Below are 21,215 nucleotides of genomic sequence, written 5' to 3' on the forward strand. Positions count from 1 at the left end.
TTTAACTTGTTTTATTGTTGTTTTGGAAAGAATAAAGTTCACCCATCGATGCGCCAGAGCCGGCCTCCCAGGCCGCAGCAGGCCCAGCGAGTGCCGGATGCACAGGCACCCGACAAGACCCTCTGATCACCCCTGAAAGGATTTCAAAATGAACCGCTCCCTCATCGCCATGGCCTTGTTGGCCACCAGTGCGGCCCTGACCGCCACCCCCAGCTTTGCCACCGGCGAAGCCGACACCTACGCCGAACAATTTGCGCCGGTGGTGTCGCAGCGAAGCCGTGCCGAAGTCAATGCCGAGGCGGTGGCCGCGGCCCAGTTGAAGATCGCAGACCCCAGCCTGCTGGAGATGTCGCGTGTGCAGCCCTTGCTGAAGTCGACTTTGACCCGGGCCGAGGTCAGCGCCGAGGCCGCCCGGGCCAACCGCCTGGGCCTGATCCCGCATGGCGAGCTGAGCTACTGATCAGCAGGCCCCGGCAGACCGTTGCGAGCTGAGCTCAGCGGTCTGCAAACAGCTCGATCAGCAACTGCCGCAACCACAGATTGGCGGGGTCGCGGTGGTAGCGCCCGTGCCAGAACAGATTGATCGCAATCTCGGGCAGGCGCACCGGATGTGGCGAGCTGATCAAGCCGAAAGGCTGCTCGCAACGCAGCGCAAAACGCTGCGGCACGGTGGCGATCAAGTCGGTGCTTTGCAGGATGTGGCCCACCGCAATGAAGTGCGGCACCACCAGGCGCATGCGGCGCTGGATGCCGGCCCGCTCCAGTTGCCCATCGACCTCGCCATGCCCGGTGTGGGCGGCCACCACGCCCACGTGCTCCAGCTCGCAGAACTGCTTCAGGCTCATCGGCGAGCGTGCCGTCGGGTGGCCCTGGCGGAACATGCACACATAGCGGTGTCTGAACAAGCGGCGCTGAAAGAACCCGCTCTGCAGTTGCGGCAACAAACCCAGGGCCAGATCCACCCGACCCTGGGCCATGTCCTCTTTGAGGTCGCCGGTGTGCGGGCGCAAGGTGCTGATGCGCAGGTGCGGAGCGCGCTGGGCCAGGGCCTCCATCAGCGTCGGCATGAAGTACATCTCGCCAATGTCAGTCATGGCCAGGTGAAACAGGCGGGTGCTGCTGGATGGATCAAAAGCATCGCGCGTGGCCAGTGCCCCCTGAAGGGTGCTCAGTGCCTGGGCCACCGGATCGGCCAGGTGCAGGGCATACGGTGTCGGCGACATGCCGTGCGAAGTGCGAGTGAACAGCTCGTCCCCCAGCCCGGCCCGAAGGCGCTTGAGGGCATTGCTCACCGCTGGCTGGGTCAGGCCCAGATGCTCGGCAGCGGCCGACACACTGCGGTCCAACTGCAACTGATGGAACACCACCAGCAGGTTCAGGTCGATGTGGCGCAGGTCCATGGCGGGCGAGTGTTGGAGGAAAAAACCCCAAACATAGCAGCAGTCGCGGCGCTGGCATACGCGCACGGTCTTACTCAGGCGGGGCCCCGCAGGCCACAGGATGACAAACGTTGCCTGAGCACGCTCACTGCACTGTCAACAGTGCTCAGGACCTTGACGCCTGTAGCTACTTCGCAGGCGTCGCGGGCCCTTGCCATGCTGAACTGGGCCAAGGCCAGCAGATCGCAGCCTTCCTCGACAAGGCGACGGGCACACGCCACGATCAAGGCATCATGCGTGTCTGGGTCACCGGCATTGAGAGCCGTCAACGCCCCCTCAGCCAACCCGATTCGCAAAGCGACATGACCAGGAAATTCGAGCGGCATGGATTCAAGGGTCGGTGCAAATGTGGCGATCAGGCCAATGCGCCTGCCCACGCTCACGGCCTCAGCGATCATGGCCTCATTCGGTTTGAGCACCGGTATCGGTGAATATCTGCGCGCCACCCGTTCAATGCAGGGCCCAAAGGCCGAGCAGGTAAATAGGATCGCATCTGCGCCCGAGTTGACGGCATAGCCTGCCAGAACGCCAAAGCGGTCGTACATCAGCTCATCCAGCCCCAAACCTTGACTCGCCAGATCTGCGGAAAGGCTGTCGTCGAGCAGGTTCATTCGTCGGGCCTCTGGCCAGTCGCGGGCAAGGGCCAGGTTGATGGGGGCCACAGAATGGCTGAGGGCATGAATCAATGCAATGCGCGTCATGGCGGATTCAGATGCCTTTGGAAGACGGGTTGGTGAAGGCGTCACGCGTCTCGGCATTCATCGGATAGTTGATGTTGATGCCCTTGGGAGGAATGGGTGACATGAACCACTTGTTGTAGAGCCGCTCCATTTCGCCAGACTTCATCATGCCGGTCACGACGCGATCCACCAGCGCCTTGAATTCAGCGTCATCCTTGCGAAACATCAGTGACTGATTCTCAGTGCGCAAACTTTCACCCACGATGGCGAAATCCTTGGGATTGCGAGCATTGGCAATCTGCCCCGCCAACAGGATGTCGTCGAGCACGAAGGCGGCAGCCCGCCCGCTGTCCACCAGCAGGAACGATTCGGCATGATCTTTGCCGGCGAGTTGATTGACGTCGAGGTTTTGCCCTCTGTCCGCCAGGCGCAGCAGGCGAAATGATGTTGTGCCGGCCGTGGTGACCACCGCTTTTCCCTGCAGGTCAGCAATGCTTTTGATGCCCGAACTGACTTTGACGGCCATGCGCACGTTGTAGCGAAAGATGTCGGGCGAAAAGGCAACATCCTTCTGGCGCTCGATCAGGTTGGTCGTGGAGCCGCATTCGATATCGACCGTACCATTGGCCACCAGGGGAATCCGGTTCTGTGACGTCACGGGCTGGTACCGCACTTCGAGATTGGTTAACTTCAGGTCGCCCTTGATGACCTCCAGGATCCGATGGCAGATATCCAGGCTGTAGCCGATGGGCTTGGGCCCGCCGTCCACATACGAAAAGCCGAAGGAAGCCTCTCGATAGCCCACGGTCACGGTCCCGGTCTCTCGGATTTTCTTGAGGGTAGAAGTGCCTTCGGCCTGAGCTGTGATGGCAGCGAGGCTCATGGAAGCCAGGACAAGCCACGAACGCAGCAAGGCATTCAGCAGAACGGATCGGCGGTTGATCATGTGTGTACCTCTGGGTTGAAAAATCGAAGGTGAAATCAGCTCGCCAGCGAAGGCACGACGGCCTCCACGGCCTGGGCCAGCAAATCGGCGATCTGCTGCAATTGATCAAGGCTTGCGATATAGGGCGGCGCCAGCAGCACGTGGTCGCCTTGGAGGCCGTCCACCGTTCCGCCGAAGGGGTAGCAGAGAAGGCCCATCTCCATGGCCTTTTTCTTCAGTCGCACGTTCACCTTGTCGGAGGTCGCAAAGGGCCGCTTGCTCGCACGATCCGCGACGAGCTCGACACCCCAGAAGAAGCCGCGCCCTCGGATGTCTCCGACATGGGGATGCCCCCCCAGGGCGGTGTGCAACATCTGCCCGAACATGACGCCGTCGTGCCGGACCTTGGCCAGCAAACCATCACGCGCGATCACCTGCTGAACCGCCAACGCCGCAGCGCAAGCCACCGGGTGCCCGACGTAGGTATGTCCGTGCTGAAAGAATCCGCTGCCAGCCGACATGGCGTCAACAATGTGCTTTTGCGCCAGCACCGCTCCGATGGGTTGATACCCGCCCCCCAGCCCTTTGGCAACGGCGATCAGGTCGGGCACAACGTCCTCTTGTTCACAGGCATGCAAGGTTCCGGTTCGACCCATGCCACACATCACCTCGTCAAGAATCAGCAACACACCGTGACGCCTGCAGACAGCCTGCACGGCTTTCAGATATCCCGGTACGGGCGTCAACACCCCTGCAGTGGCCCCGCCCACGGTCTCGGCTACAAACGCCAACACGCTTTCGGGACCTCGTGCCAGCAAGGCGTCCTCCAGCTCCTTGGCAAGACGCAGTCCATAAGCCTCAGGGGTCTCGCCCTCACGCAGGTCACGATAGGGATAGCAGGCAGACACATGTGTGGCCTCGACCAGGAGTGGTGCAAATGGAGCTCGCCGCCATTCGTTGCCACCAACTGCCAGGACGCCCAGTGTGTTGCCGTGGTAGCTCTGCCGACGCGCTATGAAATGAGTCCGCTGGGGCTGGCCGATCTCGACGAAGTACTGCCGCGCCATCTTCAGCGCGGCCTCCATGGCTTCCGATCCACCGCTGACGAAATAGGCATGGCTGGTGCCCTGCGGCGCCGTCCGAACCAACTGATCCGCCAGTAACTCAGCCACTTCCGTGGTGAAGAAGCTGGTGTGGGCATAAGCGATCTGATCGATCTGGCGATGCATCGCGGCCATGACATCCGGGTGGGCATGCCCTAACGACGAAACGGCAGCGCCCCCCGAAGCGTCTAGGTATTCGCGCCCGATGGCATCGCGCAGGTACAGACCGCGGCCGCCGACCGCCATCGGCGGGAGATGGTTCAGATGACGGTGGAAAACGTGGGTCATGGCCTGGCTTCATTGAAGAGTTGATTTGACGCAAATGTACCATTTATTTTTATTTTTGGAACATTTGATCCACAAAATCACAGAACCCACGAAATCCGGTCAGCCGGACATCCGTTACAGTGAACCCAACGACAAGTCAGCTCGCACAGGGCGCAGGGCAGCATGGGATTCAGAGAAACACTTCGCCACCAATTCGACAGCCTGACCCCCGCACAGCAGCAAGCGGCAAGGTATGTGCTGGATCACCCCAACGAGGTGGTGACAAGCTCGATGCGAGCCGTGAGCACGAGCATGGCCATGCCGCCAGCCTCCCTGGTCCGATTTGCTCAGCACCTGGGCTTTGAAGGCTGGCCCGCGCTCAAGGAGGCGCTGCAACAGGATCTGGGACTGGATGTCGAGCCCTACGCGAAAAAGGCACAAGGACTTCTCGGAAGAGCCCGGGACACCGGTCTGGTGGCCGAGATCTTCAAAGTTCACCAGGCCAATCTGGAGATCACCGAAACCCAAAATACAGGCGGGCTGCAACGTGCGGCCACGTTGCTGGAGAACGCCCGGGTTGTGCATGTGGCGGGCTTTCGGGCCTGCCTGCCAGTGGCCTATTCGTTGATGTACGTGTACCGCCTGTTCCGCGACTCGGTGACCCTGCTGGATGGCATGGGGGGCGCCCTTGAAATGCAGATGCGAGCCATCCAGGCGGACGACGCTGTGACGATAGTGAGCTTCAGCCCCTACTCCAGAGAGGCCATTGCCGTGGCAAAGCAGGCCAGGGAGATAGGCTGCAAGGTGCTGGCCCTGACGGATGCCCCGTCTTCGCCGCTGGCCTTGCTGGCGGACGAGGCCTTGTTTTTCTCAACCCGAAGCCCTTCATTTTTCCCATCGATCGCAGCGGCACAGGCCCTGTCAGAAGCCCTGCTGGAGCTTCTGGTGAGCCGTGCTGGCAAGGCGGGTGTCTCGCGCATCGAGCAGGCAGAGCGGCGCCTGTTCGAGTCCGGGGCCTACCAAGGCCTGTAGCACCCGCAACGACTCGCCTGAACAGGCTGCGAGCCCTGCGACTCTGGGATCGTCATGAAGAACCTATGGCGGCGCGAGCGGCCGCCTCTGACGACGGGGCGAGCGCGGCATCCTGGCTCCATGCGCGAGGTGGGCGCCTGCGCGAATCTCGGGGCCATTCCATTCTGACGCGGACAGCATCTGCCAAATCAATGCTCAACGCACTGACGCGGCAGGCAGCCAGCGAAACGCCATCGCGCCAAGCATCAACAACGCTGCAATGCACACCAGCACCCCCGCATAGGGGTCGCCCCCCAAGGCGGTGGACCACGAGGCGGCCAAGCCGCTCAGGCTTTGTACGATGGCCACGCCCAGAAACATGGACATGGTGAACACCGACATGGCACGCCCGCCGATTTCGGTGCCATAGGAAGCGCGCACGTTGGCGTATTGAAGGACACCGGCACCTGACAACACTGCCAGGGCCACCATGCCACCGACGCCGACCCAGGACGAGGGGACAAAGGCCATCACAGCGGACACAGCAGCCATGAGCGTCACGGCACGGATGATCCACTGTCGCCGCCGCGCCGGGCCTGGATCAAAGTGCCCGAACAAGGCAGGGGTGAACAGCGATATCAAGGACACCAACAAGGCGACGCTGCCGGTCTGCACCAAGGTCATGGCATGGCGGTGCATCAGCATGGGCCCCAGCCACAGGCCACGCAGGGTCAGGAACGAGGCGTAGTTGACCCCGGCCAGCGCCAAGATGCCCCAAGTCTGCGGCAACAAGAAAATGGCCCCCACGCCTCGCAGGGCACTGCCGAGCGTCTCCGGCCGCTGCTGAGTGGCGGCCGGTCCCTCGTGCAACTGGCGATAGACCAGGACCCACGAAATGCAAGCCAGCACGGTCAGCACCGCAAAACCCACGCGCCAGGAACTGACGTCGATGAGCCAGGCCAAGGGGGTTCCCGTGAGGATCAGCCCAAGCCCCCCCAGACCCATGGCCGTGCCTGAGACCGCGGCAAAGCGCTTGACGGGAAAACGCCTGGCGATGAACAGCGTGCAGACCACGAAGGCTGGCGAGCACCCCATGCCCACCAGCGCCTGCCCAACGACCAACACGGCGAAATTGGGGGCCAACGCAGAAATGAGGGCGCCCACGATGGCCAGGGGAAAGGTGACCAGCCAGGTACGGCGCAGCCCGTAAAAGTCAAGCGCAATCCCGACCGCAAACTGGGTCAGCCCGAAGGCGAATGCAAAGGTGGCGGCAAAAAAGCCCAGGTCCTGCGAGGACAGCCCAAACTCTTGCTGCAGGCCGGTCGCCATCATGGCGGTGACACTGCGAAAGGCCTGGCTCAGTGCGAAGGCACTGACCAACGTCAAAAGGGCTGGCCAGGGCAAGGCGGCTTCGGATTCAGGGGAGGATTCATTCGGCGAGGACATGGGGGCTATTGCTTGGGCGCGGGACCTTGACGGATCTTCAGCGCACTTTTGTCGGGGTGAACTGTTCATTTTGACTTGCTTCGGATCTTCGTGCGTGAGCCGGACCAGCGAAGCTGCGCCAGGATGCAAGCGCGGGGCGACGCACGCCGCATCACCTGTTCCGCTGCGGTATATCGCCCCGGATTTGGCGCAGGGTCAACCCACTGGGGGTAGTCATCCCTCATACGAGCAGCCGGAATGCACCTGATGTGAGTTCGCGGCGCCTCAAGACCTGGGAATCGACCCGATGTAGCGCCCCCGTGGGCGAAATGTCTGTCGTATTTCAAGCTGCTCGAAACAGTGCGCGAGCAGCCCGATGCTGCGTGACAAGGCAATGAGGCAAAAGCCTGAATCAATGGGCAGGTCCAGGTACTCCACCAACGCGGCGATCGCCAGATCGATGTTGGGCGCCAGCCCGGTGAGTGCAGTTCCTCGTTCGATGAATCGCGCAGTGGGGGAGGCGGGTGTCCACAAGTCGAGCAAGGCCCGTGCGCGAGGATCTCCTTCGGGATAGAGGTGGTGCCCAAACCCAGGAAGGGCGACCCCGGCAAGCAGATGTCGCTCCACGACCTGGTCGGCTCCGTATTGTTTGACCTCGGCCAACAGGGTCCGAATCTGACCCGAAGCATCGCCGTGGCGTGGACCGGAGAAGGTGCACAGGCCGGCCAGCAGGCTGGCTGGCAGTGAGGCCCCCGTGGAGGCCGCGATGCGGGTGGCGAAGGCCGAGCTGGTCAGCTCGTGGTCCACCGTCAACACCATGGCCGCGCGCAAGAGCTCGGCCGCGGCCGGCCCCTGCTGCCAGCCCTTGGCCAGGCGAAGGTGCAGGGCGCGTCGCGGCCCCTGGGCGCCCAGGGCATTGGCCAGATGGCCCACCAGCTTCTGCCCTTCCTCATGCAGCACACGGGGCGTACGGCCACTGGTGGCCAGCCCGGTCGCGGCGAGACCGCCCAGCAAGGTGAAGGCAGCCACCCGGCCCTTTTCGACAGGCGCCGGCCCGGGCACCTGGAAATCGACAGGGCCCTGGGTGGCCCAGAGCAGGCCAGCCAGGTCCTCCAGGCTGGCGCTGCGCGCCAGTTCCACCGCATCTTGCCCACGGAACAGCAGCCGACCCCGGTGGAAGGTGGACAGTGCGGTCGGAATGCTGGGCTCGACCCCCGAGAGCGCCTGCGTCACCAGGGTTTCGCGCTTGCGACCAGCCTGTTTTCGCCGGGCCAATTGCTGCACATCCTCGGCCCGGTAAAGGCTTTTGCGCGAGTCGCCGGGGTCGGTCATGGCTTCGACCTTGCCTCGGCTGGCATAGGCATACACCGTCTGCTGCTGTACGCCCAGGAGACGGCAGGCCTCCGCCATCGAGATCCAAGTGGCCATCGCAGGTCCTTTTTATGTTGATTATGTGATTCAAGATTGCCAATCAAATCAACTATATACAAACTTCAGTCCATCTCAGAAACAGGGCACTCAGCCCGCTTTGATGGAACCCTCATGCAAGCCCTCATCCTGCAACTCAACCCCATCCTGGTCCCGGCCATCAACCAGCAGTTGGCGTCGCTCTACGAAGTTCACCGCTACTTCGAACTCAACAACCCGGAAGCCTGGCTCGATGAGCATGCCCATGCCGTCCAGGCCGTGATCACCGGTGGCCACACCGGCATCTCACGGGCTCTGCTGGAGCGGCTACCGGCACTCCGGGTGGTGGCGGTCAACGGCGTCGGCACCGATGCCGTCGACCTGGCCTACTGCCGCGAGCGTGGCCTGCCGGTGACCGCCACCCTCGGGGCACTGACAGAGGATGTGGCCGACATGGCGATCGGCATGCTGATCTCGATCTGCCGCCAGTTGGGCGGCGGCGATCGCTTTGTGCGGGATGGCCTTTGGGAGCGGTTCCCTCAGCCCAGTGCCATCCCCTTGGGACGGCGCTTCAGCGGCATGCGCATCGGCATCGTCGGCATGGGCCGTGTGGGCCGGGCCGTGGCCCAGCGCGCGTCGGCCTTCGGTTGTCCGCTGGCCTACACCGACCTGCGCCCCATGGACGACGTGCCGCATCAGTTTGTGGCTGATCTGGTGGCGCTGGCACAGGCGTCTGACGCCCTCGTGCTGTGCGCGGCAGCCGAATCAGCCCGGGGCATTGTCAACGCGGAAGTTTTGCAGGCCCTCGGTCCCGAGGGCTTTCTCGTGAATGTCGCACGGGGCAGCTTGGTCGATGAGGCGGCCCTGGCCGAGGCGATCGTCACTGGGCGCATCGCCGGGGCCGGCCTCGATGTGTTCGTCGACGAGCCCCACGTGCCCCTGGCCTTGCGCGGCTCCGAGCGGGTGCTGTTGCAGGCGCATCGCGCCAGCGCCACCTGGGAGACCCGCGCGGCGATGGGCCAGATGGTGCTCGACAGCGTGGCTCAAGCCCTGGCGGGCCAGCGCCCGGTCATGAGCCTGACCACCTGAGCACGCCAGCCGAGTGCCCGGTGCAGCCCGCACCGCTCAGTTGGGTGTTCCCTATTCGGTGTTCCAACAAAAAAAGGAGACAAACATGTTCAAGCGCCGTCGCGCAATTTTCAGCTTTGGGCTGGTGGCCTTGGGGGCTCTCAGCCTGAGCAGCCCACCGGCCCTGGCGCAGGAGTACCCGGCCCGGCCGGTCACCCTGGTCGTCCCCTTCCCGCCAGGTGGGGGCACCGACACCGGGGCCCGTATCCTGGCCGAGCAGCTCTCTCGGCGCTGGGGTCAACCCGTCATCATCGACAACAAGGGCGGGGCCTCGGGCCAGATCGGGGCCGACTTTGTGGCCAAGGCCAAGCCCGATGGCTACACGCTTTTGCTGGGCAATGTCGGCACCCAAGCCATCAACCCCTCACTGTTCGCGCGCCTGCCCTATGACGCCGACAAGGCCTTTGCACCGATCTCCCTGGTCGCCGAGCTGCCCCTGGCCATGATGGTGAACCCGGCGGTCCCGGCCCACTCGGTGGCCGAGTTCATCGCGCTGGCGCGGTCCCGCCCGGGGCAGTTGAGCTACAGCAGTTCAGGCCCGGGCAGTGGCCCCCATCTGGCCGCCGAGATGTTCAAGGAGCAGACCAAGACGCAGATGCTTCACGTGCCCTACCGCGGGGGCGGGCCGGCTGTGGCCGACCTGCTCGCGGGCCATGTGCAGCTCTCCTTCATGACCGTGATGGAGGCCTGGGGCCACCTCAAGAGCGGCAAGCTACGGGCCCTGGCGGTGACAAGTCTGCAGCGCGTGCCAGCCCTGCCCGAGGTTCCGACCCTGGCCGAGTCGGGCCTGCCCCGCTTCAATGCCACCTCCTGGATCGGCGCATTGGCCCCGGCAGGCACCCCGCCCCGGCTGGTCGAGCGGATCGCGGCCGACATCCAGGCTGTTCTGGCCAGCCCGGCCGTCAGCGAGCGTTTCTCCAGCGCCGGCGCGATCCCACGCAGCACCGCCCCGATCGATTTCGCCAAGCTCATCACGGACGATCGCCAACGCTATGGCCAGATCATCCGCAGCCAAAACATCAGCCTGGAATGACTCACTTCGTCATCAACCCACCGCCGGTGCATTCTCTGGCCGTCGCCGACACATCGGCACGGTTCCCATTGGCGCGTGTCTTTTGCATCGGTCGCAACTACCGCTGGCAGGCCGACGAACCGGCACCCGTGGGCCCGCCCTCGTGGTTCATGAAGCCGGCCAGTGCGGTGCTGGATGCCCATGAGCCTCTGCACTACCCGCCGCAAACACGCGACTTTTGCCACGAGGTCGAATGGGTCGTGGCCCTCGGCGCGGGCGGACGTGATCTGCCAGCCCAGGAGGTCGAGGCCCGCTGCATCTGGGGCTATGGCGTGGGCCTGGACCTGACCCGGCGCGACCTGCAGCAGGAAGCCAAACGACAAGGGCTGCCCTGGGAGCCGGCCAAGGCCTTCGACCAATCGGCCATGTGTTCCCCACTGGTGCCGGCGGCGCGCTGCGGCCACCTGCGACGGGGCGCGATCTGGCTCGACGTCAATGGCCAGCGGCGTCAACAAGTCGACCTGGCCGAGCTGCTGTTCGGCGTCCCTGAACTGGTGGCCCTGCTGTCGCGCTCGGTCCGCCTGCAGGCAGGCGACCTGATCTTCACCGGGACCCCCGTCGGGGTCGGCCCACTGGAGGTGGGTGACACCTTCAGCGCGGGTATCGAGGGCCTAGTAACGTTTTCAAGCACGGTGCTGGCACCGACCAAGGAGTAGGAACATGACACAACACACGACACAACACACGACGACATCCCGCATCGCCCTGGTCACAGGGGCTGGCAGCGGCATCGGGCGCGTGGTCGCCCAGGGGCTGCTGCAGGATGGCTTCACCGTGGTCGCAGTGGGCCGTCGGCCCGAGCCCCTGCACAGCCTGGTCGAGGAGGCCCGCAGCGCCGGGCAGCAGGCCGTGGCCATGCCCACCGATGTGAGCGATCCAACCCAGGTGCAGGCCTTGTTCGACAACGTGGAGCAGCAATTCGGACGCCTGGATCTGCTCTTCAACAACGCCGGGGTGAATGCCCCGGCCGTTCCGATGGACGAGCTGCCGCTGGAGACCTGGTTCAAGGTCATCAACACCAATGTCACGGGCGTCTATCTGTGCGCCCGTGCGGCCTTCGGCCTGATGCGGCGCCAGGTGCCGCAAGGTGGACGCATCATCAACAACGGCTCGATCTCGGCCCACACCCCGCGCCCCTTCACCGCGCCCTACACGGCCAGCAAGCATGCCGTCACCGGCCTGACCAAAGCCCTGGCCCTGGATGGCCGGGCCTTCCACATCGTGGCCAGCCAGATCGACATCGGCAATGCGCTGACCGAGCTGTCGGAGCGCATGACCCGCGGCGTGCTGCAGGCCAATGGCAGCGTGGCCCCCGAGCCCATGATGGCGGCTGCGCATGTGGCCGATGCCGTGCGTCACATCGCGGCCATGCCGCTGAGCGTCAACATTCTCAACATGACCGTGATGGCCAGTGCCATGCCCTTTGTCGGACGCGGCTGAACGCCGCCACGCGCCCCGTTTTCGCATTTCCAACCACCCCCACAAGACCGGTGCGGCGGCCCCGGGGCCGGTCAGCACCTGCACGGAGACCACCATGAAGCCAATGTTGCAACGGGCCCTTCGGGCCACACTCGTCATGGGCCTGGGCGCAGGCCTTTGGGCCACCGGCTGTTTGCCTGCCCAGGCGCAGAGCTACCCGAGTCGCGCCCTGAAGATCATCGTGCCCGCCCCGCCAGGCGGGGCCATCGACACCCTGGCCAGGGTGGTGGGGGACAAGCTGGCGGTGGCCCTGGGCCAGCCCGTGATCGTCGACAACCGGCCCGGGGCCTCGAACAACCTGGGCACGGAGGTCCTGGCCCGTTCGGTACCAGATGGCTACACCATCGGCATCGTGGGCGGCAGCCACACCATCAACAAGTTCCTGTTCCATCATCTGAGCTGGGACCCCGAGAAAAGCTTTGAGCCCATCGTCTACACCCACGAAGTGCCTTTGGTCTTTGCCATCCCACCCAAACTGCCGGTCAAAAACCTGCCCGAATTGATGGCCTGGATGAAGGCTCATCCAGACGAGGCCAAAGTGGCCACCTCGGGCCGGGGCAGTGCGCAGGAGATGGCCGCCGAGATGTTCCGCCTGGCCAGCGGCCTACCTTTGCTGCTGGTGCCCTACAAAGGCTCCTCGGCTGCGCATCCCGATCTGTTGGCGGGCCGCACGGTGCTGTTCATCGATACCCTCAGTGCCGTGCAGGCCCATGTGAAGGCAGGCAGCCTGAGGGCGGTGGCGGTCTCAACCCTCAAAAGGGCCTCCCAGCTGCCGGACGTACCGACCGCGGCCGAGCAGGGACTGGCGGGCTATGAGGCCAACACCAATGGCGGCTTCCTGGCTCCGGCGGGGACGCCCAAAGCAGTGGTCCAACGGCTGAACCAGGAGATCAACACCATCCTGCGCTTGCCCGAAGTGCTCGCCAAGCTCGATAGCATGGGCATTGAGGTCAAGGGTGGAAGCCCTCAGGAATATGCAAACTTGATTCACATGGACTTGGCCAAATGGAGCAAGGTCATCCATCAAGCGGGTATCTCACCCGAGTAGCAGATTCAAATATCAGCCGCTCAGCTGGAATTCAAAATGCTTGGCAGATTGAATTCCATCCACGCCAAAATACTTGAGCCACTTCAGACTCGGTTGCCGATCATGGGAGATCAACGATTTCCACCCAGTTTGGATTCTTGCCGACCGGTATCCCACGAAGGGCGCCCAGGGCCCCGTTGGCAGGATCCAAGGTGTGCAGTGACACGCTGTGGGAGTCCTGGCCTGCAGCGATCAAGTAATGGCCACTCGGGTCGATGGCGAAACTGCGCGGCGTTTTGGCGGTCGGCGTGTGACCTTGGGCCTGGAGTCGCCCGGTTTCCTGATCCACGCGGAAGGTTGCCAGGGTGCTCGTGCTGCGTTCGGAGGTGTAGAGATGACGGCCATCGGGCGAAAAATGCAGATCCGCAGCCCAGGGTTTGCCGGAGAAGCCGGGAGGGAGCGTGCTGAGCCGTTGCTTCTCACGCAAACTGCCAGAAGCTGCATCCCAGTCATAGACTGTCAACGAGGCATCCAGTTCGCCCAGCAGATACAGGTGCTGTTGTGCAGCGTCCCAAACGAAATGGCGCGGCCCGGAGTGCGCCGTGACCTTGATTCGCGAATCCTCCGAGGCATTCAAACGCCCTCTTTCCTGATCTAATTTCCAGACAGAAATCTCATCGCCTCCAAGGCTTGTGGCCAGCACAAAGTGGTTCTGCCGGTCTGCATGAATGGCATGGGCGTTCGGTCCGGTCTCGATCAGTTGCCGAATCGGCCCGACAACACCATCCTTGCCAATTTCATTGATCGCAATCCGTCCGCCGCCATAAGAGGCTGAAAACAGCCAGCGGCCTTTCACATCCGTGTCGATGTTGGCCATGCTCTCTGCCAAGGCTGACTCCGCCAGCTTCTTGAGGCGGCCACTGGCCGGATCCATGGAGAAACTCACCACACGATAGGGTTGGGAGCGCAAGGCGGCGTAGAGGTAGCGCTTATCCGGGCTGACCGCCATCGGCATGACCGTGCCCCCCACCGCCACCGTCTCGACGGCTTTGAGTTGACCTTGGGCTCGGTCCAGCTCCAAGACTGAAATTTCCTGGCTATCGGCATTGGACACGTAGACCATCGTGCCCGCATGACTGACGTGGGTCATGGCAAGAAAAAGGCTGGCGATACCCATGGCCATGTTGGACAGGGATGGGTGAACAGGCGTTGGGTGGTGCGGCATGGTGCAGGTGGCTTGAGGGCTGCGCAGGGCTGAGCCAGCGCAAATTGACATACGACATCGTACAACTTAAGCAGATTAACCCATGCAGTTGAAGCAAAAAGGGGGTTTTCCCGGGATTTATCCATGATGAAACGCCCGTTGTCATACATCTCGTGTCGAAAGCCACTGATATTCACAACCGTGATTCGATCTATGTATTCGGCTGCATGGACTGATATCACCGCGCTGCGCAGAATGGCCGCAACAAGAGACAAGCCTGCCCACCCACAGGCCAAAAAGCATGAGCCAACCTCACAGCGCCGCGGTACCCGCCTGGCCGGGCCCCGACACCAGCCGGATTCCCTTCTGGGCTTACACCCGCCCCGATCTTTACCAGCGCGAGCTTGAACGCCTGTTCTACCAGGGCCACTGGTGCTACGTGGGGCTGGAGGCCGAGATCCCGCAAGCTGGTGACTTCAGGCGCTCGGTGATTGGCGAGCGCTCGGTGATCATGGTGCGCGACACCGACGGCGGCATCAACGTGGTCGAGAACGTGTGCGCACACCGCGGCATGCGGTTTTGCCGCGAACGCCACGGCCGGGCCCAGGATTTTCTCTGCCCTTACCACCAGTGGAACTACAGCCTCAAGGGCGACCTGCAGGGGGTGCCGTTTCGCCGGGGCGTGAAGCAGGACGGTCAGGTCCAGGGCGGCATGCCCAAAGACTTCAAACCCGAAGAGCACGGCCTGACCCGGCTGAAGGTGGCATGCCGCGGGGGCGTGGTGTTTGCCTCATTCGATCACGCGGTGGAGTCGCTGGAAGACTACCTGGGCCCCAACATCCTGCCCTGGTTCGACCGCGTGTTCAGCGGCCGGCCGCTGAAGATCCTGGGCTACCGGCGCCAGCGCATTCCAGGCAACTGGAAGCTGATGCAGGAGAACATCAAAGACCCCTACCACCCGGGGCTGCTGCACACCTGGTTTTCCACTTTCGGGCTCTGGCGGGCCGACAACCGATCGGCCCTGAGGATGGACGCGCATCACCGCCATGCCGCCATGATCTCGACCCGGGGCCAGGGCGGGCCACAAGGTCAAGGGATGGCCAAGGAGGTGGCCGAGGTGGTGGCCGGCGTGGACAGCTTCAAGGAGGGCATGCGGCTGAACGACCCGAGCCTGCTCGACATCGTGCCCGAACCCTGGTGGGGCGGGCCGACCGCGGTGATGACCACGGTGTTCCCCAGCCTGATCATCCAGCAGCAGGTCAACAGCGTGTCGATGCGGCACATCCAGCCGCAGGGCCCGGGCTCGTTTGACTTTGTGTGGACGCATTTCGGCTTCGAGGACGACAGCGCCGAGATGACGCAGCGCCGCCTCACCCAGGCGAATCTGTTCGGGCCCGCCGGGTTTGTGTCGGCCGACGACGGCGAAGTGATCGAGTGGTCGCAACAGGGCTTTGAGCAAAAGCCCGAGCACCGCACCCTGGTGGAAATGGGCGGGCGTGACATCGCAGACAGCGAGCACATGGTGACCGAGACCCTGATCCGTGGCATGTACGCCTACTGGCGTCAGGTGATGGACGAGTGAGCGAGGAACGAGCCCCATGCAAGCCCTTGATTTCGAGACCTTCCAGCAGGTGCTGGCCCTGCACACCGACTACGCCCTGGCCTGCGACTCGGCCGACTGGGCGCGCTGGCCCGACTTTTTCACCGAAGACGGCCGCTACCGCCTGCAGCCGCGCGAAAACCACGAACAAGGCCTGCCCCTGTGCCTGCTGGCCCTGGACAGCCAGGCCATGATGCGCGACCGCGTGTATGGCGTGAAAGAAACCCTCTACCACGACCCCTACTACCAGCGCCACATCGTGGGCCTGCCCCGGGTGCTGCGCACGGAGACCGGCCCTGATGGCCAGGTGTGCGCCTGGCACACCCAGGCCAACTACGCGGTGTTCCGCACCAAGCTCGATGGCGAATCCACGGTGTTCAACGTGGGCGTGTACCACGACCACATCGTGCGCACCCCCGAGGGCCTGCGGCTGCGCACACGCCTGTGCGTGTACGACAGCGAAATGATCGCCAACTCACTCATCTACCCCATCTGAGCAGACCCATGACCACACCCTGGATCGATGCCCTGGCCCGTGACGACGTGTTCGAAGGCGAAGTGCTGGGCCTACGCGTGGCAGGACACGACATTGCCCTCTATGAATGCGAGGGCGAGGTCTACGCCAGCGACAACCTGTGCACCCACGGCGCGGCCCGCCTGAGCGATGGCTTTCTGGAAGGACGCGAGATCGAGTGCCCGCTGCATCAAGGCCGTTTCGACATCTGCACCGGCCAAGCCCTGTGCGCACCCCTGACGAAAAACCTGCGCACCTACCCGGTGCGCGTCGAGGGCGGGCGGGTGTGGCTGAGGCTGGGTTGATGGCCACGCTCGTCAGCGCACCATCAACGCCGCCACCAGCCCCAGCACGGCCAGGGCGAGCAGCAGGCTGAGCACCTGCCAGAACACCACCGGATTGCGTTCGATGAGGGGGGTTGCACGGGCGGTCTGGTAGTGGGCCGCAGGCTGATGAAGATCGTGCACGAACTCGGACAAGGCCTCCTGGCGCCGCGCTGGCTGCGGATGCAGGGCACGGCGCAGCACGGCATCCAGCCAGGGCGGCAAGTCGGGACGCAGTTCACGCACCGACACATAGCGCAGGGTGCGCAGATCGGCGGGCGAGCGCAGGCGTGTAACCTGCAGACCATACGGCAGTTGGCCCGTGAGCATTTGGTAGGTGACCACGGCCAAGGAAAACAACTCGGATTGCACACTGCCCGTACCGCCCACGAAGTACTCTGGCGCGCTGTACTGCAACGAGCCCAGCAGGGCCTGCGGCCGGCCATCGACTTGCCCCTCGGTGAGGCCGGCCACGTGGGTCGACGCGAAGTCGATGATCTTGAGCGTGCCGCCGGCCGCGATCATGAAATTCTCGGGTCGCAGGTCCTGATGCAGCATCTCCTTGCGGTGAAAGGCCTGCAGCCCGGCGGCGGCCTGTTCGACCAGCCGGCGCACCGCCTCCAGCTCGGGCCGCGGGTGGTCACGCATCCACTGGGCCAGGGTCTGGCCTTCAACGTATTCCAGCGCCACGAACAGGTGCTCACGCCGGCGCTCGCCGGCAAAGGCCTTGACCACGTGCGGGCTGTCCAGGCGGCGGGCAATCCACTCTTCCAGCACAAAGCGGTCCAGGTAGTCGGCGTTGTCGCGCAAGTCCACCGAAGGCAGCTTGAGTGCCACGCACTGGCCGCTGGCCGTGTCCTGGGCCAGGAACACATGGCTGCGCGAGCTGGTGTGCAAGGCCCGCAGCAGCACGTAGCCCTCGAAGTGCATGCGGGCCTGCAGCGGTGGCGGCAAGCGCAGCCCTTCGCGCTGGGCGAGCAGCCGGGGGGCTGCGACCAGAGGCAGCTCGTCCACCCGCACCAATTGCACCGTCAGGTTGTCCTGGCTGCCGCGCGCCAATGCCAGCGCCACCAGGGCGGCGGCGGCCGCATCCAGATCGGTGGGGTGGGCCAACAGGGCGACGTGCACCGCGGCGGCGTCCAGGAACTCGTAGGCCCCATCGGTGGCCAGCAGATAGACCTCGCCCGGCTCGGCGTCCCACTGCTGGTGATCGATCTCGACTGCCGGGCCGGTGCCCAGGGCGCGGCCCAGGCAGGTCTGGCCCGAAGACACGCGCACACGGTGGTCCTCGCTGAGCTGCTCCAGGGCCTGTGGGTGCAGACGGTACACGCGGGCGTCTCCGACATGCAGCAGGTGCACTTGGGTCGCCTTGAAGACCAGGGCGCTGAAGGTGCAGACGTAGCCACGGTCCAGGTCGAAGCGCGCATCGCTGCGCTGGGTCTGGGCGTGCAGCCAGGAGTTGGTGGCGCTCAGCACGCACTGGGCCGATCGGCGCACCGACCACGCCTCGGAGGTGCAGTAGTAGTCCTCCAGAAAGCCTCGCACCGCGGCCGCGCTGGCCACCTGGCTGACCGCGCTGCTGCTGATGCCGTCGGCCAGCGCCAGCGCGATGCCCTTGCTGTCCAGCAAGGGCTGGGGCGGCACCACCGCACCATGGAAGTCCTGGTTGACCGGCTTGCGACCGGCTTCGGAATGCTGGCCCAGCGTGAGGCGCAGACGCGTGCTCATGGCCTCGGGGCTCAGCCGCGCTTGGGTGCCGTCTTGTAGTGGGTGGAATACAGCGTGGCGCCCACAAAGGTCAGGCCGCCGATGGCATTGCCCAGCACGGTGGGGATCTCGTTCCAGATCAGGTAGTCCATGATGGTGAAATGCCCCCCCAGCATCAGGCCCGAGGGAAACAGGAACATGTTCACGATGGAATGTTCGAAGCCCATGTAGAAGAACACCAGGATGGGCATCCACATGCCGATGACCTTGCCCGACACCGTGCTGGACATCATGGCCGCCACCACACCGGTCGAGACCATCCAGTTGCACATCACCCCTCGGATGAACAGGGTCAGCATGCCGGCCGCGCCGTGTGCGGCATAGCCCACGGTACGGCCTTCGCCGATCGAACCGATCTTCTGGCCGATGGCATTGGGAGCCTCGGAGAAGCCAAAGGTGAAGATGATGGCCATGAAGACGGCCACCGTGAGCGCCCCGGCAAAGTTGCCCATAAAGACCAGGCCCCAGTTGCGCATCACGCCACCCCAGGTGGCGCCCGGGCGGCGATCGAACACGGCCAGGGGCGCCAGGGTGAAGACGCCCGTCAACAGATCGAAGCCCATCAGGTAGAGCATGCAAAAGCCGACCGGAAACAACAACGCACCAATCAAGGGGTTGCCGGTGTTGACATTGACGCTGACGGCAAAGGCCGCTGCCAGCGCGAGGATGGCGCCTGCCATGTAGGCACGGATCAGGGTGTCGCGGGTGGACATCAAAAGCTTGGATTCACCGGCATCGACCATCTTGGTGACGAATTCGGCGGGGGCGAGGTAGGCCATGGCACTTCCTTGAAAAGCAGTCTGAGGAGCGCGAAAAAAAGGCGTCGCCGTGGGGTCTCCGATCAAGATCGGGACTCACGGGACGCCATCATCCGCGGGATCGGGGCTCACACCCGGCGGGGGCCGGTGTGGTGGAAGTCAAGCCGCCATTAGCTTGTTCACCGCGAACCATGCAGGTTCCATGCCTGCGGCAGGGTGCCTGGGCCCGTCGGCCTGCACCAGACCGGTGCAGCAAGCGCCTGTTGACGATCCCCATGGGGGCTCAGCACGGCCGATGGGAGCGAGATCGTCCACCGGCGCCCAGGCTCACTTTTGTGGCGCGCCACGCTGCGCCGGTGCCACCATGTCGGGCAGGCTGAGCGTGGCCTCGGCCACGTCGAGCAGGCGCCGGTTGTGGTCCATCGAGGCCTTTTGCAGGGCGCGAAAGGCCGCCTCTTCGGTGAGGCCCAGGCGGGCCATGAGTGCGCCCTTGGCGCGCTCGATGATCTTGCGCTCATGCAGGGCCCGGCGCGCTGCGTCCAGCTCAACCTCCATGCGGGCCAGGCGCTCAGACTGGGCCTGCAACAGGCCGGCCAGCGAGGCGGCCGAATCGGGGTCGGTGGTGCCTGCAGGGGCCGCAGCCGCAGGAGATTGAGCCTGTCCACTGGCTTGAAAGAAGCGGTCAGCCTCATGAGCGCGAGGCGGAGGGTTGTCGCGCAACTGGCGCAGCAGGCCAGCCGAATCCTGCAGATCGTTCTGGGCGCGCTGGATCTGGCTTTCGCAGGCCTGGTGCAGGCATTCGAGCAGGGCCTGTTGCAACTGCCAGAGTTGGGCAATGCGCTCGCTGGCCACGTCAAACCAGGTTTCGCTGAGGGGGGGCTCGAGGGCCGCACCGTCGCGGGCCATGCACAGGGTCCGGCGCAAGCGCTCCAGCATCGCCACATTGGGGCTGAGCTGCAGTTGCTGCCAACGCTGGCGCAACTCGGGCTCGGCAAACTCTTCAAACAGGCGCAGGCTGCGTTCCTGCGCATCAATCAGGTGCACGATGCGCTGCTGCTGGTCGTCACGGCACAGGCCCGAGGCGAACAGCTGTGCCCCCACGGCGCGCTCCTGGCCGGCAGTCTCCTTGCCCTGCACCAGGTGCACGAAAGCCACCAGCAAGCGCGACACCTCAGGATAAGGGGCCGCATCGGCCATGTAGAACACCAGCTCCAACAGACCTGCAATCAGGCGGCTGTAGGCGCCCACGGCGTCGCTGGCACTGAAGGCCCGACACGCGATCTGATGGCGCAGCGCGGCCAGGGCCTCCAGGTCGAGCAGGGCCCAGGCCATCAAGGACAGCAAGCGTGCCGAGGCCCCCTGCTCAGGCGCCATCTGGGCCTCGACCTGGGCCCGCAGCAAAGCCTCCAGGGGTTGGCTGGCAGCACAGGCGGCCTCACGCTCGGCGCCAAAGCGCGCCCCTTCCGAAGCCAGGAACACGCTGCTGGCCCCGCGCTCGCGCTGCAGGGCGTCGATCAGCTGACCGACCACGCCCGCCAGCTGGACACGGGACTCCAGGTGACGCAAGGCCTCGATCTCAAGTTGCTTGGCGCGCAGGACGAGGTGAGAAACAGACTGGTGCATGGAGCCATATTGTGTTGCCAAAACAGCGGGCTCGGCAGGCTCCATCGCGGCTTTCGTCAGCATGGGAGGGGCCACGTGCCGACCCGCCGTTCAGGCCGCGGCCAGGAGCACCTGGTCCTGGTCCAGACGCACGGCATAGGCGCGCACCGACAAGACCGGGTCTTCCAGGCACTCGCCATTGCGCAGGTCGAAATGTTGCTTGTACAAGGGCGAGGCCACCACGGTGCGTTCACCCAGGCTGCCCACCAGACCACGCGACATCACGCTGGCGCGTGACACGGGGTCGACGTTGTCGATCGCATACAACTCGCTGTGGCCAACGCGGAAAATGGCCACGTGGCGCTGCCCCAGGCGGGCGCACACGCCGGTGTTGGGCAGGATGTCGTTCACCGCGCAGACGGCGGTCCAGTTCAGGGTTTCGGTGTTCATGGCTGAAGTTCTCCGGTTGGGTGGGTGTCGTGCC

21 protein-coding genes are annotated in these 21,215 nt (G+C 64.3%); 10 read left to right on the plus strand and 11 right to left on the minus strand.

Translation table 11 applies throughout. The features are described 5' to 3' along the window. The first annotated feature begins 148 nt into the window (after positions 1-148). Complete coding sequence (locus tag AC07VS_RS13345; RefSeq protein WP_492347639.1) at positions 149-460, plus strand: hypothetical protein; 312 nt, start codon at positions 149-151, stop codon at positions 458-460. Positions 461-494: 34 nt separating this feature from the next. On the opposite strand, the gene AC07VS_RS13350 is transcribed toward AC07VS_RS13345, so the two are convergent. The 4 genes from AC07VS_RS13350 to AC07VS_RS13365 all read right to left on the minus strand — a co-directional run bounded on the left by AC07VS_RS13350 (position 495) and on the right by AC07VS_RS13365 (position 4,435). After that, a complete protein-coding gene (locus AC07VS_RS13350) occupies positions 495-1,400 on the minus strand; it encodes a LysR family transcriptional regulator (protein ID WP_494751175.1) in 906 nt (301 codons plus the stop codon). A 74-nt stretch (positions 1,401-1,474) separates the two neighbouring features. After that, the gene (locus AC07VS_RS13355) at positions 1,475-2,140 is read right to left on the minus strand and encodes an aspartate/glutamate racemase family protein (protein ID WP_494751176.1); all 666 of its coding nucleotides are present in this window, start codon (positions 2,138-2,140) and stop codon (positions 1,475-1,477) included. A 7-nt stretch (positions 2,141-2,147) separates the two neighbouring features. Continuing rightward, on the minus strand, positions 2,148-3,002 hold the full coding sequence (locus AC07VS_RS13360) for a transporter substrate-binding domain-containing protein (RefSeq protein WP_492347810.1): 855 nt from the start codon (positions 3,000-3,002) through the stop codon (positions 2,148-2,150). 98 nt (positions 3,003-3,100) lie between these two features. Continuing rightward, entirely contained in the window at positions 3,101-4,435 is a 1,335-nt protein-coding gene (locus AC07VS_RS13365; RefSeq protein WP_494751177.1) for an aspartate aminotransferase family protein, read from the minus strand. 162 nt (positions 4,436-4,597) lie between these two features. Here AC07VS_RS13365 and AC07VS_RS13370 point away from each other — a divergent pair, with 162 nt between their 5' ends. After that, the gene (locus AC07VS_RS13370; protein WP_492347635.1) at positions 4,598-5,446 is read left to right on the plus strand and encodes a MurR/RpiR family transcriptional regulator; all 849 of its coding nucleotides are present in this window, start codon (positions 4,598-4,600) and stop codon (positions 5,444-5,446) included. Between the two features lie 195 nt (positions 5,447-5,641). Here the strand turns inward: AC07VS_RS13370 and AC07VS_RS13375 are convergent, their stop codons facing one another. Both AC07VS_RS13375 and AC07VS_RS13380 read right to left on the minus strand, forming a co-directional pair. Further along, positions 5,642-6,871, minus strand: a complete 1,230-nt coding sequence (locus AC07VS_RS13375; protein ID WP_494751178.1) for an MFS transporter — start codon at positions 6,869-6,871, stop codon at positions 5,642-5,644. A 264-nt stretch (positions 6,872-7,135) separates the two neighbouring features. Continuing rightward, positions 7,136-8,278: a citrate synthase family protein gene (locus AC07VS_RS13380; protein WP_492347633.1), complete on the minus strand. Its 1,143-nt coding sequence runs from the start codon at positions 8,276-8,278 to the stop codon at positions 7,136-7,138. A 114-nt stretch (positions 8,279-8,392) separates the two neighbouring features. Between AC07VS_RS13380 and AC07VS_RS13385 the strand changes: the two genes are divergently transcribed. From AC07VS_RS13385 to AC07VS_RS13405, 5 genes are all read left to right on the plus strand, one after another. Next, entirely contained in the window at positions 8,393-9,346 is a 954-nt protein-coding gene (locus AC07VS_RS13385; protein WP_494751179.1) for a 2-hydroxyacid dehydrogenase, read from the plus strand. A gap of 85 nt (positions 9,347-9,431) precedes the next feature. After that, complete coding sequence (locus AC07VS_RS13390; protein WP_494751180.1) at positions 9,432-10,418, plus strand: Bug family tripartite tricarboxylate transporter substrate binding protein; 987 nt, start codon at positions 9,432-9,434, stop codon at positions 10,416-10,418. After that, positions 10,415-11,113 (plus strand): fumarylacetoacetate hydrolase family protein, encoded by a 699-nt coding sequence (locus AC07VS_RS13395; protein ID WP_494751181.1) that lies wholly within the window; start codon positions 10,415-10,417, stop codon positions 11,111-11,113. The genes AC07VS_RS13390 and AC07VS_RS13395 overlap by 4 nt, the downstream gene beginning before the upstream one ends. Before the next feature lie 4 nt (positions 11,114-11,117). After that, entirely contained in the window at positions 11,118-11,897 is a 780-nt protein-coding gene (locus tag AC07VS_RS13400; protein WP_492347629.1) for an SDR family oxidoreductase, read from the plus strand. Between the two features lie 136 nt (positions 11,898-12,033). Beyond that, positions 12,034-12,984 (plus strand): Bug family tripartite tricarboxylate transporter substrate binding protein, encoded by a 951-nt coding sequence (locus AC07VS_RS13405; protein WP_494751278.1) that lies wholly within the window; start codon positions 12,034-12,036, stop codon positions 12,982-12,984. Between the two features lie 100 nt (positions 12,985-13,084). Here the strand turns inward: AC07VS_RS13405 and AC07VS_RS13410 are convergent, their stop codons facing one another. Beyond that, entirely contained in the window at positions 13,085-14,146 is a 1,062-nt protein-coding gene (locus AC07VS_RS13410) for a lactonase family protein (protein WP_494751182.1), read from the minus strand. A gap of 322 nt (positions 14,147-14,468) precedes the next feature. On the opposite strand from AC07VS_RS13410, the gene AC07VS_RS13415 reads away from it, so the two are divergent. The 3 genes from AC07VS_RS13415 to AC07VS_RS13425 are packed head-to-tail and all read left to right on the plus strand — an operon-like array spanning position 14,469 to position 16,586. Continuing rightward, a complete protein-coding gene (locus AC07VS_RS13415) occupies positions 14,469-15,749 on the plus strand; it encodes an aromatic ring-hydroxylating dioxygenase subunit alpha (protein WP_494751183.1) in 1,281 nt (426 codons plus the stop codon). 16 nt (positions 15,750-15,765) lie between these two features. Continuing rightward, positions 15,766-16,263 carry an aromatic-ring-hydroxylating dioxygenase subunit beta gene (locus AC07VS_RS13420; protein WP_494751184.1) on the plus strand — a complete coding sequence of 166 codons (498 nt, stop codon included), beginning with the start codon at positions 15,766-15,768 and terminating at the stop codon, positions 16,261-16,263. An 8-nt stretch (positions 16,264-16,271) separates the two neighbouring features. Then, positions 16,272-16,586 carry a non-heme iron oxygenase ferredoxin subunit gene (locus AC07VS_RS13425; RefSeq protein WP_494751185.1) on the plus strand — a complete coding sequence of 105 codons (315 nt, stop codon included), beginning with the start codon at positions 16,272-16,274 and terminating at the stop codon, positions 16,584-16,586. Between the two features lie 12 nt (positions 16,587-16,598). On the opposite strand, the gene AC07VS_RS13430 is transcribed toward AC07VS_RS13425, so the two are convergent. From AC07VS_RS13430 to nirD, 4 genes are all read right to left on the minus strand, one after another. Continuing rightward, positions 16,599-18,332 (minus strand): bifunctional protein-serine/threonine kinase/phosphatase, encoded by a 1,734-nt coding sequence (locus AC07VS_RS13430; RefSeq protein WP_494751186.1) that lies wholly within the window; start codon positions 18,330-18,332, stop codon positions 16,599-16,601. Between the two features lie 11 nt (positions 18,333-18,343). Next, positions 18,344-19,150 carry a formate/nitrite transporter family protein gene (locus tag AC07VS_RS13435; protein ID WP_494751187.1) on the minus strand — a complete coding sequence of 269 codons (807 nt, stop codon included), beginning with the start codon at positions 19,148-19,150 and terminating at the stop codon, positions 18,344-18,346. A gap of 306 nt (positions 19,151-19,456) precedes the next feature. Next, positions 19,457-20,752: a nitrate- and nitrite sensing domain-containing protein gene (locus AC07VS_RS13440; protein WP_492347623.1), complete on the minus strand. Its 1,296-nt coding sequence runs from the start codon at positions 20,750-20,752 to the stop codon at positions 19,457-19,459. Between the two features lie 90 nt (positions 20,753-20,842). Next, positions 20,843-21,181, minus strand: coding sequence for a nitrite reductase small subunit NirD (nirD, locus tag AC07VS_RS13445; RefSeq protein ID WP_494751188.1), 339 nt, complete (start codon positions 21,179-21,181; stop codon positions 20,843-20,845). Positions 21,182-21,215: the final 34 nt, after the last annotated feature.

Source organism: Curvibacter sp. GW821-FHT01G03 (genome assembly GCF_059422285.1).